This is a genomic window from Caulobacter sp. 10L414, assembly GCF_056395525.1.
Genome location: NZ_JBFTJR010000025.1, coordinates 53,466 through 67,168, shown reverse-complemented (window position 1 = coordinate 67,168; position 13,703 = coordinate 53,466). Strand labels below are relative to the sequence as shown.

Here is a 13,703-nt window from a genome sequence, read left to right as displayed (position 1 = left end):
GGACCCGGCTGTCCCACGGACGGGCAGGACCAATAGCCCCGCGGTGATCCGGCGGCGGCCTCGGCTGATCCTGTTAGGCCGGTTTGACGATCCCGGCCCTGTCGACCCGCTCGTTGCGCCRTGGACGGCTTGGCGGCCCAATCACGCCTTCTGAGCGATCCTGCAAACCCGCCTTTTCCCACGACGCTTCAAGCGGCCCCGCTCGATGCGGTCCTCGCCACGCTTGGGCCGGTACCAAGAGCCCTCCCCATGGCGGGGACGGCTTTGATTATGACCCGGGTTTCAGCCCGTCTGATTGAAGTGGCCGAGAAAGTTGCAAGCGATTGAGTTCGTGGAACTCTTTTCGACGAACGCCGGGGGTCCACGCTGCTTTATCCCCGTCCGGCTCCTGTTCCTTCTCCCTGGAGGGAGAAGGCAGCCTGCGAAGCAGGTCGGATGAGGGGTTAGGGACGGTCGACGGCGTGCCGGCACGCCGGYTGRCRCCGTAACCCCTCACCCTCCCAGGCTATCGCCTGGGCCCCTCCCTCTCCCTTTGGGAGAGGGTTTGGGGGCGATCCCAAGCGTCCGTCCCCCCTCCGGCCCTCTGGGCTGCCTCCCCCAGAGGGGGAGGATCTGTTGGCGCGTGGCTAGCGCTGCGCCTGCACCGTCTTCACGGGCGGCGCGGTTTCCCAGCCGCCGCCGAGGGCGAGGAACAGGCCGACCTGGTCGGCGGCGACGGCGGCGTCCGAGGCGGCCAGGGAGGCTTCCGCGCCGGCAAGGGTGCGCTGGGCGTCCAGGCCCTGCAGGTAGGGCGCGCGGCCGGCCTTGTAGAGGGTGGCGGCCTGGCGTTCGGCCTTCACGGCCTCGTCGCGGGCGGCGCGCAGGGCGGCGTTGCGGTCGAGTTCGTGGGCGTAGGCGGTCAGGCTGGTCTCGGTTTCGCGCAGGGCGTTGAGCACCACGCCGTCGAACCGCGCCAGCGCCCCGTCGGCCCCGGCCTCGGCGCCGCGGATGCGGGCGCGCTCGCCCTCGCCGGGCAGGGTCCAGGAGATCAGGCCCGACAGGCTCCAGCGGTTGGCGGCCGGCTGGCCGATGTCGGCGAGCAGGCCCGTCGAGCCCGCGCCCATGCCGAAGCTGATGTTCGGATAGAGGGCGCCGCGCGCCACGCCGATGCGGGCGGTGGCGCCGGCCAGGGCGCGCTCGGCCTGGCGCACGTCGGGACGACGCGCAAGTAGGGCCGCGCCGTCGCCGACCGGCAGGGGCTGGGACAGCTTCGGCGGCGAGGCGCAGGCCTCGACGGCCTTGGGGAACTCCGCGGGCGGTTTGCCAGTGAGCACGGCCAGCTTGTAGAGCGCGGCCTTGCGATGGGCCTCGAAGCTGGGGATCGCCGCGCGCTGCAGGTCGACCTGAGCGCGGGCGCGGGTGGCGTCCAGCGCCGTGCCGCGGCCGGCGGCGATCAGGCGATTGGTGACCTCCAGGCTCTTCTGCTGGAGCTCGAGGCTGTGCTCGGCGACATGAATCTCGTGGCCGGCCGAGCAGGCCTCGACATAGGCCCGGGCGACATCGGCGGCGACGCTGACACGGGCCAGGTCGAGGGCGGCCTGGCTGGCGTCGGCGTCGGCGTGGGCGGCCTCGGCGGCGCGCTTGAGGCGGCCCACCAGGTCGACCTGATAGGAGACCTTCACGCCGGCGTCGGCCAGGTTCTCGACCGGCAGGGGCTGGGTCATCAGGTACTGCTCGCCGGACTCGCGGGCGCGCATGGCGGCCCCCGAGGCGCCGACCGAGAAGCCGCCGGCGTCGTCGGCCTCGCCGGCCACGGCGCGAGCCCGGGCCAGATTGGCCGCGGCGACCCGCAGGTCGGTGTTGGCGCTCAGGGCTTCCTGGACCAGACCGTTGAGGGTCTCGTCGTCATAGAGCTTCCACCAGCCGTCGGGGACGGGATCCTGGCTGACGGCGGCGCTGGAAGCGCCCATGAACGGGGCCTGGGCGGCGGGCTCGTTGATCTTGGCGGCGTCGGGCCGCTTGTAGTCGGGACCGACGGTGGTGCAGGCGGCGAGCGCCAGCAGCGAGGCGGCGGCCGCCAGGGTGCGGATCGTACTCACGAGACGGCCCCCTTGCCGGCGACCTTCCCAGCCCCCTGTCCCAGCACGGCCACGGTTGCCGTGCGGCCGGCGATCAGGCGCAGGTCCTTGGGCGTCTCGTCCAGGGCGACGCGGACGGGCACGCGCTGGGCCAGGCGCACCCAGCTGAAGGTGGGATTGACGTTGGGCAGCAGGCTGGCGCCGGCGGCGCGGTCGCGGTCCTCGATGCCGGCGGCGATCGACTGGATGTGGCCGTGCAGCGGCCTGTCCTCGCCCATCACCGTGACGCTGACCTTCTGGCCGACGTGCAGGCCCTTGAGCTTGGTCTCCTCGAAGTAGCCCTCGACCCGGTAGGAGCGGCTGTCGATCAGGGCCAGCACCGGCTTGCCGGCGGTGACGTAGTCGCCGGTGCGCAGGGTGAGGTCCGACAGGAAGCCGTCGGTGGGCGCGACCACCAGGGTGCGCGACAGGTTCAGCGCCGCCAGATCGCGGGCGGCGAGCGCCTGGGCCAGGGCGGCCTGGCCCTGCTCGACCTTGGCCAGGCTCTGCTCGGTGATCTCGCCGGCGACCAGGTCGCCCAGCACGCGGTTGCGGGCCAGTTCGCGGCGGGCCTGGGCCAGCTGGGCCTTCTGGGACGCGACGACGGCGTCGGCCTGCCGCAGCGCCAGGGCGTAGCGGTCGCGGTCGACATAGAACAGCGGCTGGCCGGCCTTGACCGTCTGGTCGTTGACCACCTGGACGGCTGTCACCAGGCCCGAGACGTCGGGGGCGACCTGGACGATGTCGGCGCGGACGCGGCCGTCACGGGTCCAGGGGTCGACCTGGTAGTGGTCCCAGAGGCGCTTGCCCCCGACCACGGCGACGGCGACGACGGCCAGGGTGACCGCGACGCGGCCGGCTTGCGGGAGGAGAGTTTTCAGCTGGGGCATGTTTTTCTTAGGTGCGGAAAGGCCAGGGCGTCGCGACCGCGGCGGCCCAGAGGATGACGAAGAGCGCGGTGTCGAAGAGCGCCGGGTGCCAGACGAAGCGGTAGGCACCGACCCAGGACAGCACGCGTCGGAGCACGAAGGCGGCGACGAGGGCCGCGACGGCCGAGACGAGGACGGACGACAGGAAGACGCCGTCGATGTTGTATTCGCCGGTCATGCGGCGGGCTCCGGATTGAAGGCGGGGGCGTCGGGGAAGAGATTGCGGCGCAGGCCGACCAGGCCGGTGACGCCGCCGGGGACGAACGGGGCCTCGCCCAGACGGCTCAGCGCCAGGTCGACCCTCTTGAGCAGATCGGCGTGCGGCGGGGCGCGACGACCGGCCGACAGGGCCGCGTAGTGGTCGCCCACCCCGTCGAGGACGGCGTCAAGCGAGGCGCGGGCCTGGCCCGACAGGTCGCCGCGAGCGGTCTGGACGGTGACGAGGTTCATGCCCACCCGCAGGTCGCGCAGCACGTCGACGCCGACCAGATCGTGGCGCGGACCGACCGCGGCCAGCTTGGGGGTCAAGAGGCCCAGGCGGTCGACCAGGGCGGCGGCGAAGGCGGCCGGCTCGGGCGCGCGGCTGGACCGGGCCAGGCGGGCCAGGTTCTTCCAGGTGCGCGACAGCAGGCGGCGAGCGCCGGCGTCGATGCTCATCGAGCGCATGGCGGCGGTGACGAAGATCGCAGCCCCCAGGCCGACGAACTGGCCCAGATTGACGTTCAGGAAGCTGGCGAAGTCGGCGCTGAAGGTCTCCTGCAGCGCCAGCGCGTTGCAGAACCCCATCAGCGTGGCCAGCGCCGCGCCCATGGTCTTGGGGTTGGGAATGAACAGGCCGATGAACAACAGAGGCGGCGCCAGGGTCAGGACCAGCAGCGGATAGCCGTCGATGGCCGGCAGCACGGCGAACATGTAGAGCGCCGACAGCGGCAGCGAGACCAGGGTGAAGACCCCGAAGCTGCGGATGGCCGGCACGGGGTCGTCCATGGCCGCGAAGAAGCAGCAGAACACCGCCGCCATGACCGGCGCCGAGGCGCCGTCGCCCCAACCCGAAACGATCCAGAGGGCGCAGGACAGCAGCACGGCGATGGCCGCCGCCGCTCCGGACAGCAGCGCCAGCGGCAGGTCGCTGTGCATGCGCCGGCGGGCGGCGCTGGCGGTGGCGGCCGCCAGGTTGGGCGACAGCGGGGCGTCGGGGTTTTCCAGCCGGCTCATCAGGGCATGGCCCTCGCCCAGGGCCTGGACGGTCTCGGCCAGGCGCGCCAGCAGGCTCTCGACCAGCAGGGCGTTCCAGTCGCCGCCGCGCCGCTCGGCGGCCTCGGCCTTGAGGCGATCGATCAGGTCAAGGCCCGGACCGCGGCCAGCGCCGGCCTCGATCCAGGCGACGACGGCGTCCAGCGCCCGGCGGGCGGCGGGATCAGCGACGTCCTTCAGCGCCTGCATGCGGTCGGACAGGCCCGACAGCAGCGGGATGAGGATCAGCAGGCGCTCGTGCAGCGCCCGCACGACGCCGGTGGTCTCGCGCAGGCGGGTAGTGTCGAACGGCAGGTGGGTGGCCAGCATCTGGATCTCGCTGGCGGCGGCGGCCAGGTGGCGGCGATCGCGGGCGAAGGCCTCTTCGTCGGCGCCCTTCAGCACGTCCAGCGCCCAGCGGTCGGCCTCGCCCAGCCAGGCGCCCAGGCGGGCGCGCAGGACGGTCCCGACCGGACGCGGGAAGACGAGGCTGTGGACCAGGGTGGCGCAGACGATGCCCAGGCCGATCTCGACCACGCGCCAGACGGCCAGGTCGAAGATCGCGCCGGGCTGGCTGACGGCCGGAAAGCCGATGATGGCGGCGGTGTAGCCGGCCAGCATCAGGACATAGCTGCGCGGGGTGCGGTCGAGCAGCGAGATGGTCAGGCACACGCCGACCCACAAAGCCAGGGCCAGGCACAGCAGCACGGGGGCATTGACGAGGTTGGGCACCAGGGCGACGGCGGCCGCGCCGCCCAGCATGGTGCCGAGCACGCGGTACAGCGCCTTGGAGCGTACGGCCCCGGCCAGCGGCTGGCTGACGATGTAGGCCGTGGTCATGGCCCAGTACGGGCGCGGCAGGCCGACGGCGAAACCGATCCACAGGGCGAGCATGGCGGCGACGAAGCTGTTCAGCGAGAACAGCAGCGTCCACCGGTCGAACTTGGGCATGAGAGCCTTACGCCCCCTGCCCGTTGGCCGCTTCCAGGGCCGCCTCGAAGGCGGCGAAGGTGCGCAGGGTGGCGGCCAGATCCTCGTCGCTGACGCCCACCAGCAGCCGCGAGCGGACGGACTGGACGGTGTCTTCAGCGATCACGGCCAGGGCCGCGCCGTCGCTGGTCAGGTGCAGGGTCTTGGCGCGGCCGTCGGCGGGGTCGTCGCGACGCTCCACCAGGCCGGCGGCGCACAGCTGGTCGAGCACGCGGACCAGCGACGGCCCCTCGACCCCGAGCTCCTCAGCCAGAACGCCTTGCCGCATGCCGCCGCCGGCGCGGGCGATGTGCAGCACCGGCAGGGCGCGGGCGTCGGAAAGGCCATGTTCGGCCAGGGCGCGATTGACCTCGCGGCGGTAGATGCGCGCCAGGCGCAGCACCGCGCCCGTGAAGGTGCGTTCGCTGGGAATGCGGGACGTCATGTAACGATGCTCGAAGAACGATAGGTAGCTTACTATCTATTTGGATAGCTTCCTATCGATATCGATGCAAGCCGGCGCGAAAAGAAAAACGGCCCCGCTCTTGGGAGCGGGGCCGTTCATGGTGTCGCAACTCAGAGGTAGGAGGAACTTCCCCCTCCGGCCCTCTGGGCCACCTCCCCCTTCAGGGGGAGGGTCGTTACTTGCTGGCCAAGGCCGCCTGAGCGGCCGCGAGGCGGGCGATCGGCACGCGGTAGGGCGAGCAGGACACGTAGTCGAGGCCGACCTTTTCGCAGAAGGCGATCGAGGCGGGGTCGCCGCCGTGTTCGCCGCAGATGCCCAGCTTGACGTCGGGACGAGATGCCCTGCCCCGCTCGGCGGCGATGCGGATCAGGTCGCCCACGCCGTCCTGGTCGAGGCTGACGAAGGGGTCCTTCTCGAAGATGCCCTTGTCGATATAGGCGCCCAGGAACTTGCCGGCGTCGTCGCGGCTGATGCCGAACGTCGTCTGGGTCAGGTCGTTGGTGCCGAAGCTGAAGAACTCGGCGTTGGCGGCCAGGTCGCCGGCCCGCAGGGCGGCGCGGGGCAGCTCGACCATGGTGCCGACGGTGTACTTCAGGTCGACGCCCTGCTCGGCCAGCACCGCCTTGGCGACGCGGTCGGTCAGGTCGCGCAGGTACTTCATCTCTTCGCCCTTGGCGACGAGCGGATGCATGATTTCCGGGACCGGAGCGGCCTTGCCCGACTTGGCGATCTCGCACGCCGCCTCGAGGATGGCCCGGACCTGCATCTCGTAGATCTCGGGATAGGAGACGCCCAGGCGGCAGCCGCGGTGGCCGAGCATGGGGTTGGTCTCGTGCAGCTCCTTGGCGCGGCGCAGCAGCTTGCCGGCGTCGAGGCCGGTGGCCTCGGCGACGGCCCGCACGTCTTCTTCCGTGTGCGGAAGGAACTCGTGCAGCGGCGGGTCGAGCAGGCGGATAGTGACCGGCAGGCCTTCCATGATCGTGAAGAGCTCGACGAAGTCGGCCTTCTGGAAGGGGGCGATCTTGGCCAGCGCCGTGCGGCGACCGGCCTCGTCGTCGGCCAGGATCATCTCGCGCACCGCGGCGATGCGGGTGTCGTCGAAGAACATGTGCTCGGTGCGGCACAGGCCGATGCCCTCGGCGCCGAACTGGCGGGCGGTCTTGGCGTCGAGCGGGGTCTCGGCGTTGGCGCGCACCTTCAGGCGACGGACCTGGTCGGCCCAGCCCATCAGGGTGGCGAAGTCGCCGGTCAGCTCGGGCTCGATCATCTTGGGCGCGCCAGCCAGGATCTCGCCGGTGGAGCCGTCKATGGTGATGATCTCGCCGGCCTTGAACTCGCGGCCCTTGGCCCGGAACAGGCCTTCCTTGGCGAAGATCGACACGTCGCCGGCGCCGGAGACGCAAGGACGGCCCATGCCGCGCGCCACGACGGCGGCGTGGCTGGTCATGCCGCCGCGGGCGGTGATGATGCCGCGGGCGGCGTGCATGCCGTGGATGTCTTCCGGCGAGGTCTCTTCACGCACCAGGATCACGGCTTCGCCGTTGGCGGCGGCCTTCTCGGCCTCGTCGCTGTCGAAGACGATCTTGCCGGTGGCCGCGCCGGGCGAGGCCGGCAGGCCGACGGTGACGACGTCGCGGTGCGCGGCCGGATCGATGGTCGGGTGCAGCAGCTGGTCCAGCGAGGCCGGCTCGACGCGGCTGACGCCCTCTTCCTTGCTGATCACGCCTTCGGCGGCCATGTCGACGGCGATCTTCAGCGCGGCCTTGGCGGTGCGCTTGCCGTTGCGAGTCTGCAGCATGTAGAGCACGCCCTGCTCCACCGTGAACTCGATGTCCTGCATGTCGCGGTAGTGGCGCTCCAGCGTCTCGACCACGGTCTTGAACTGGCCGAACACCTCCGGCATCGCCTCTTCCATCGAGGGGGCCGTGTCGCCCATCTCCTCGCGGGCGGCCTTGGTCAGCGACTGCGGGGTGCGGATGCCGGCGACGACGTCCTCGCCCTGGGCGTTGATCAGGAACTCGCCGTAGAGACGGTTGTCGCCATTCGACGGGTTGCGCGTGAAGGCCACGCCGGTGGCCGAAGTGTCGCCCATGTTGCCGAACACCATCGACTGGATGTTGACGGCGGTGCCCCAGCTTTCGGGGATGTCGTGCATGCGGCGATAGAACTTGGCGCGGTCGTTCATCCAGCTGGCGAACACGGCGCCGACGGCGCCCCACAGCTGCTCCTGGGCGTCCTGCGGGAACGGCTTGCCCAGCTCGTTGAGGACGGCGGCCTTGTAGTCCTTGATCACGCCGGCCCAGTCGTCGGCGGTGAGGCCGGTGTCGACGTGGACGTCGAGGCGATCCTTATGGTCGTCGAGAATTTCCTCGAACATGTGGTGCTCCAGGTCGAGCACGACGTTCGAGTACATCTGGATGAAGCGGCGGTAGCTGTCGTAGGCGAAGCGGCGGTCGCCCGAGAGCTTGGCCAGACCCTCGACGGTCTCGTCGTTGAGGCCAAGGTTCAGGACGGTGTCCATCATGCCCGGCATCGAGGCGCGGGCGCCCGAGCGCACCGACACCAGCAGCGGGTTGGCCACATCGCCGAAACGCTTGCCGGTGATGGCCTCAATCTTGGCGAGACCGGCGGCGACCTGACCGGCCAGCTCGGCCGGATACTGCTTGCCGTTGGCGTAGTAGTGGACGCAGGCCTCGGTGGTGATCGTAAAGCCGGGCGGAACCGGCAGACCCAGCGACGACATCTCGGCGAGATTGGCGCCCTTGCCTCCGAGGAGGTTCTTCATCGAGGCGTCGCCGTCAGCGCCGCCTCCCCCGAACGAATAGACCCAAAGGGACTTCGTCAGCGTCTCTACCGGCATTTTGAGTTCACCCTGCGATAAAGTGAAAAAAGGCCGCGCCCTCTATCGGGGTCGTCTCGCCCTGGAACAGCCCTGCGAACTTGAATCTCGCAGTGCAATATCCGTGGCCTCCCTAGCATTTTGGCCAAGAACGCGTCCACATGTGCGTTGCGTTCCCGCAGATTTGCCAAGAATTCAGCAAATCATTGCTATGACAACGTTGTCTTGATCGCAGTTTGACAGCACACGCCACTTCAAAGGCACGAAACGTCGCCATACGGAGAATAGCTACGCTTGCGCGGGACTGGTCGGCGACCACCGCGAGCAGCCCGAAACGACAATGATCGCACAGCGAGCGCGCAGCCGCTCAGCGCTTCTTGCCGAGCTCGGCGGCGATGTCCTTGGTCATCCGGCCCACCTTGCGGTGGGCGGTCGTGATCTGCTCGCGCGTCACGCCCCAGCGCTTCATCCAGTATTCGACGGCCTGACGCTCGGAGAGGTCGAGGCGGTCCTTGTCGATGAAGCCACGCTTGTCCTTGAGGCCGGCCATCAGCTGTTCCACGGCTTGGTGGAGCCGGCCGCCTTGCGGGCCGCCTGCTCACGCTGGAAGCGACCGCCGCGCGGCGGCTTGGGCTTGGCGGCCAGCGCCGCCTGCTTGATGCGCAGGGCCCGCTGGATCGGGGTTTCGCCGGGCGGGCCGTCGTCGGTGGGATCGCTCATGGGAGAGAGGTTAGCACGTAGGCCGTGCGTCCTTCGAGGCCCGCTTGAGCGGGCGCCTCAGGATGAGGAATTCAGTGCAACGGCATCCTCATCCGGTGCGAGGCGCGGCCGGGCCTCGAAGGACGCACGGGCGAACCTCACCCCTCGATGATGTGCGGCACGAACCGGGCGAGGTTCTTGGTCACCTGGCTGTCGTCCTCGCGGATGCCCATGCCGACGGGCTCGGCCCCGACTATCCAGGCGCCGACCACCGGATGCTTTCCATCAAAGCTGGGCGGCGGATGGAAGGCCTGGACGATCGCGCCTTCCGCGCCATAGCCCTGGTCGAGCACCGGCTCGGCGCCCTGGCCGACGATCTCGACGTTGGCGCCCTCGCGCGAGAACAGCGGCTTGCGCACGTAGTTCGCGCCCAGGGCCGAGGCCGCCGGATCGCCCTCGAAATAGGCCTCTAGCAGGTTGGGATGGCCCTTATGGCGTTCCCACAGCAGCGGAAGGATCGCCTTGTTGGACAGGATCGCCTTCCACGGCGGCTCCAGCCAGCGGACCTTGGCCGTGGTCAAATTGGCCGCGTAGGGCTCGCGCAGCATGTCTTCCCACGGATAGAGCTTGAACGCCGCCTGCAGCAGGTAGCCGTCGGTGTCGACGAACTGGCCCTCTTCGTTGAGGCCGATGGCGTTCATGGCCACGAACTTGGGGTCCAGACCCGCCTGGGCGGCCAGATCCTCCAGGAACCGCACCGTCTGGCGATCCTCGACGGCCTCGTCGTCGCTGGCGAAGTGCACGAACCCGCCGTTGGGGAACAGCACCTTGAAGCGGTCGCGCATCGCTTCGAACAGGCTGTTGAACTGGTCGGTCCCGGCCGGCAGGGCGCCCTGCCCCAACAGGTCTTCCAGCCACAGCCACTGGAAGGTGGCGGCCTCGAACAGGCTGGTGGGGGTGTCGGCGTTGTATTCGTAGAGCTTGGGCGGGCCCGAGCCGTCATAGCCGAAGTCGAATCGGCCATAGAGCGAGGGCTCCTTGGCGCGCCAGGAGGCGGCGACGAAATCCCAGTGCTCGCGCGGGATCGCCAGCTTTTCGAGGATCTCCTCGCTGGCGACCGCCTCGTCGACGAGATCAAGGCACAGGTCATGAAGCTCGGCGGCGGCCGGCTCCAGATGCTCCTCGATCTCGCGCAGGGTGAAGGCGTACGCCGTCCCCTCGTCCCAGTAGGCCTGTCCGCCGGTGTGATGGTAGACGAAGCCGACGGCCTCGGCCTTCTCGCGCCAGTCGGCGCGAGGGGTCAGGGTAAGACGACGCACGCTGAGCTCTTATTCGGACTTCGAACCGTCGGCGGCCTTGTCCTCGATCTGCAGCGGGGCGGGCTGCGGCGCGAGGCGGGCCAGGATGTCGTCGGCCGACGACTGGCCCGGCAGGATGCCGGCCACGCGCAGCTTCTCGTCGAGATCGGCGCCGGTGCGGCGGTCTTCCAGTTCGCCGGCGGCCTTGATCTTTTCGCCGCGGATCATCTGGCGCTCCTTGATCCGCGCCAGGCTGTCGGCGGCCGAGCCCAGCGAGGCGCCGGCGCCAGCGCCACGGGCGGTGACGGCGGCCTGGGCCTTCTGGACCGACTCATTGACCTTCACGACCTCGACCTCGCGCTTGAGCGTGTCGATACGGCGGTCGGTGGCGGCGATGGCCTGGTGCAGCTGGTCCTCGGCCTCGCGCATGCCGCCGATCTGCGGCTCCTTCAGCGAGATCTCGCTCTCGATGTCGGCGATGCGCTGGGCGACCTGGCGGGCGAGATCCATGTCGCCCTTGGTGACGGCGGCGCGGGCGGAGTTCTCGTACTTGGCCACCTGCTCGCGCAGGCTCTTGACGTCGTTCTCCTGGATGCGGCGACGGGCCACCAGGGTGGCGAGGTTGTCGCGCGCCTTGGCCTGGGCCGTGTCGGCGTCGCGGATTTCCTGGTCGAGGATGCGAATGGCGTTGGCGTCGACGACGGCGGACGTGGCTTCGTGGGCGCCGGCGCGACCCAGGGTGAACAGCTTGCGCCAGATGGACATCGGAAGGCTCCGGGAAATTCTAGGTTTGGGTCAGGCGGCGGACGAGAACGAGGTGCGCAGGTCGGAAGCCACTTCGATGGCGTTCTCGGCCAGGGTGCGCAACTCGATCAGGATGTCCTCGATCGAGGTGGTGGTCGAGAGTTCGCCGAACAGTTCGTAGTAGTCGCGGCCGCCGACGACGCAGATGCCGAAGTTCGACAGCGGCACCAACTTCTGGGCCTTGAGCAGGAACTCGTTGAAGGCGTGACGGTCTTCCTGTTCGTCGACCGGCCACAGCAGGGCCGAGGCGGCGACCTGCTGGTCGCTGACGCTGATGTAGATCTCCAGATCGCCATGCCAGTGCATGGTCGCCAGCAGGATCTCGTCGGCGCCGTCCAGGACGCTGACGGTGATCTCGTCGGCGCCGCGTCCGGGCGCTTCGTCCAGGGCCGCCTTCAGCGAGCGGACAGTCCAGGGCGTCTGACTCATCGGGTCGTGATCCTCTTCAGCGGGCCATCTTGGCCGTKTTCATACAAGATGGGAACCCGAACGCCAGCCGTCGAGAGCGAGCGGCGCCCCTTTTACAGCGCAGGCTGGCGCCGTACATGAGGGTCCAGTGTTGCAGGGACCCGCCATGTTCAGTCGCTTATTCGGCCGCAAGGAACCCGCCCCGGAGTCGGCGCTGCCGGCCATCCGCAACGTGACTCTGGGCCGGACGGTCTGGCTGGACCCGCTGGCGTGGAAGCGGTTCGGAAGCGACACCAAGTTCCCGCTCGACCGCGACACGCTGGAAATCACCGCCCAGGGCCTGGTGGACCTGAAGGACGGCGGCTTCGTGCACCGGTTCTACACCGACGACCACGTGATGTTTCAGGCCGTGTCGGACGATCGCGCCGGCCAGCGCCTGACCGACGTGACCATCTTCGTGCCCTGGGACAGCGCCTATCCGGGCGGCCGCGCCGACCGCGACGCCTGGGGCAAGCGCCTGCGCGCCCGCAGCTTCGCCGCCGCCGGTCTGCCGGAGTACTATCGCTTCTGGTTCGGAGACGAGGCCGAGAGCCAGGAGCCCGTGACCTTCTGGGAAGAGCTGCACGACGACCGCGACGGCGTGCCCGACCGCAAGATCTTCCAGACCTGCATGCTCTTCGCCCGCGACCTGCCCGGCGAGGGCCGCGAACTGCTGCTGGCCATCGAGATGGAGACCGAGGACCGCGAGGTCTCGTTCGAAACCATGATCGGCGTGCCGCTCGAAGTGGGCGAATTCCGCGCCTAAGCCTACCTGACAGGGGGAAAGACCATGTTCGACGTCAATGCCTTCGGCGAAAGCGCCCTGGCCTTCCTGGTGGCCTTCGTCGCCGCCGGCGTGTTCACCGTCGCGTTCAAGATCGTCTACCAGGCGGTGACGCCCTATGACGAAGCCAAGCTGATCCGCGAGGGCAACGTCGCCGCGGCCGTCGCGCTCGGCGGCGCCGTGGTCGGCTACGTGCTGCCGCTGGCCTCGGCGCTCAGCCACACCGTCAGCCTGATGGAGTTCGCCGCCTGGGCCCTGCTGGCCGGCGTCATCCAGATCGCCGCCTTCACCCTGGTGCGCTTCACCGTGCTCAAGGACCTGATCGACCGCATCGAGAAGGCCGAACTGGCCGCCGGCGTGTACCTGGCCTCGATCTCGCTGGCCGTCGGCCTGCTGAACGCCGCCTGCATGACCTCGTGAGGCCGGACATGAACGCGCTTTCTCCCCTGCCCGCCCCAGTTTTGGCTTCGACGCGGCGCCGCAAGCGCTCCAGCGCCGTGGCGCTGACCGGCCTGATGGCCGGCTCGGCCTTCACCCTGGTCGCGTGCGACGATCCCGGCTCGGCCACGCAATGGGGCGATCCGCCCGCCGCCGTCTCGGGTCAGAAGGTCGACGCCTCCAGCTTCGCCAGCCTGGACGAGTGCAAGGCTTCGGGCGACTTCACCGCCGACCAGTGCCAGACGGCCTATGACGAGGCCCAGAAGGCCAGCGCCGAGAACGCCCCGAAGTTCTCCGACCAGAAGAGCTGCGAGGAGCGCTACGGCGTCGACCAGTGCGTGCCGCGCAGCCAGGCCAATGGCGGCGGCAGCTTCTTCACCCCGCTGCTTACCGGCTTCATCATCGGCCAGGCCCTGGAAGGCATGAACAACCGCGGCTATCGCGGCGCGCCGATGTATCGCGACCGCGACGGCACATACTACAGCGGTTCGGGCTATCCGATCTCGCGCGACTACCTCTCGGGCCGCAGCCGGGTGCGCCAGGACAGCTTCGACGCGCCCTCGCGCTACGAGGCCCCGGCCCGGGTGCAGAGCCGCAGCAGCGTCATCTCGCGCGGCGGCTTCGGCGGCGGATCGCGCGGCTTCGGCGGCTGATTGGAACTGAAGACCGGTCGCCTCGCGTTGGATCCTCAAGGACCACGC

Annotated in this window: 14 protein-coding genes; 3 read left to right on the top strand and 11 right to left on the bottom strand. The window is 69.5% G+C overall.

What is annotated here, in order from left to right:
* Nucleotides 1-626: 626 nt before the first annotated feature.
* The 11 genes from AC1DCG_RS12360 to AC1DCG_RS12310 all read right to left on the bottom strand — a co-directional run bounded on the left by AC1DCG_RS12360 (nt 627) and on the right by AC1DCG_RS12310 (nt 11,762).
* A complete protein-coding gene (locus tag AC1DCG_RS12360; protein WP_477030611.1) occupies nt 627-2,078 on the bottom strand; it encodes an efflux transporter outer membrane subunit in 1,452 nt (483 codons plus the stop codon).
* Nucleotides 2,075-2,986 carry an efflux RND transporter periplasmic adaptor subunit gene (locus tag AC1DCG_RS12355; RefSeq protein WP_165256148.1) on the bottom strand — a complete coding sequence of 304 codons (912 nt, stop codon included), beginning with the start codon at nt 2,984-2,986 and terminating at the stop codon, nt 2,075-2,077. Before AC1DCG_RS12355 ends, AC1DCG_RS12360 begins: the two co-directional genes overlap by 4 nt.
* 7 nt (nt 2,987-2,993) lie before the next feature.
* Nucleotides 2,994-3,203, bottom strand: coding sequence for a DUF1656 domain-containing protein (locus AC1DCG_RS12350; protein ID WP_477030609.1), 210 nt, complete (start codon nt 3,201-3,203; stop codon nt 2,994-2,996).
* A complete protein-coding gene (locus AC1DCG_RS12345; RefSeq protein WP_477037153.1) occupies nt 3,200-5,209 on the bottom strand; it encodes an FUSC family protein in 2,010 nt (669 codons plus the stop codon). Before AC1DCG_RS12345 ends, AC1DCG_RS12350 begins: the two co-directional genes overlap by 4 nt.
* A gap of 7 nt (nt 5,210-5,216) precedes the next feature.
* Nucleotides 5,217-5,585, bottom strand: coding sequence for a MarR family winged helix-turn-helix transcriptional regulator (locus AC1DCG_RS12340; RefSeq protein ID WP_477030613.1), 369 nt, complete (start codon nt 5,583-5,585; stop codon nt 5,217-5,219).
* 283 nt (nt 5,586-5,868) lie between these two features.
* A complete protein-coding gene (gene ppdK / locus AC1DCG_RS12335; RefSeq protein WP_477037152.1) occupies nt 5,869-8,553 on the bottom strand; it encodes a pyruvate, phosphate dikinase in 2,685 nt (894 codons plus the stop codon).
* Nucleotides 8,554-8,899: 346 nt separating this feature from the next.
* Nucleotides 8,900-9,082, bottom strand: coding sequence for a DUF3606 domain-containing protein (locus AC1DCG_RS12330; RefSeq protein WP_101716176.1), 183 nt, complete (start codon nt 9,080-9,082; stop codon nt 8,900-8,902).
* The gene (locus tag AC1DCG_RS12325) at nt 9,082-9,252 is read right to left on the bottom strand and encodes a hypothetical protein (RefSeq protein WP_165256158.1); all 171 of its coding nucleotides are present in this window, start codon (nt 9,250-9,252) and stop codon (nt 9,082-9,084) included. The genes AC1DCG_RS12330 and AC1DCG_RS12325 overlap by 1 nt, the downstream gene beginning before the upstream one ends.
* 137 nt (nt 9,253-9,389) lie before the next feature.
* A complete protein-coding gene (locus AC1DCG_RS12320) occupies nt 9,390-10,550 on the bottom strand; it encodes a glutathionylspermidine synthase family protein (RefSeq protein ID WP_477041504.1) in 1,161 nt (386 codons plus the stop codon).
* Between the two features lie 9 nt (nt 10,551-10,559).
* Entirely contained in the window at nt 10,560-11,294 is a 735-nt protein-coding gene (locus AC1DCG_RS12315; RefSeq protein ID WP_165256162.1) for a PspA/IM30 family protein, read from the bottom strand.
* Nucleotides 11,295-11,324: 30 nt separating this feature from the next.
* Nucleotides 11,325-11,762 (bottom strand): YjfI family protein, encoded by a 438-nt coding sequence (locus AC1DCG_RS12310; protein WP_477037150.1) that lies wholly within the window; start codon nt 11,760-11,762, stop codon nt 11,325-11,327.
* Between the two features lie 145 nt (nt 11,763-11,907).
* On the opposite strand from AC1DCG_RS12310, the gene AC1DCG_RS12305 reads away from it, so the two are divergent.
* Genes AC1DCG_RS12305 through AC1DCG_RS12295 form a run of 3 tightly spaced genes read left to right on the top strand, consistent with a single transcriptional unit; the run spans nt 11,908 to nt 13,655 of the window.
* Nucleotides 11,908-12,546, top strand: a complete 639-nt coding sequence (locus tag AC1DCG_RS12305; RefSeq protein ID WP_165256166.1) for a DUF2491 family protein — start codon at nt 11,908-11,910, stop codon at nt 12,544-12,546.
* 24 nt (nt 12,547-12,570) lie between these two features.
* Nucleotides 12,571-12,984, top strand: coding sequence for a DUF350 domain-containing protein (locus AC1DCG_RS12300; protein ID WP_165256168.1), 414 nt, complete (start codon nt 12,571-12,573; stop codon nt 12,982-12,984).
* Nucleotides 12,985-12,992: 8 nt separating this feature from the next.
* A complete protein-coding gene (locus AC1DCG_RS12295) occupies nt 12,993-13,655 on the top strand; it encodes a DUF1190 domain-containing protein (protein WP_477030603.1) in 663 nt (220 codons plus the stop codon).
* The last annotated feature ends 48 nt before the right edge of the window (nt 13,656-13,703 follow it).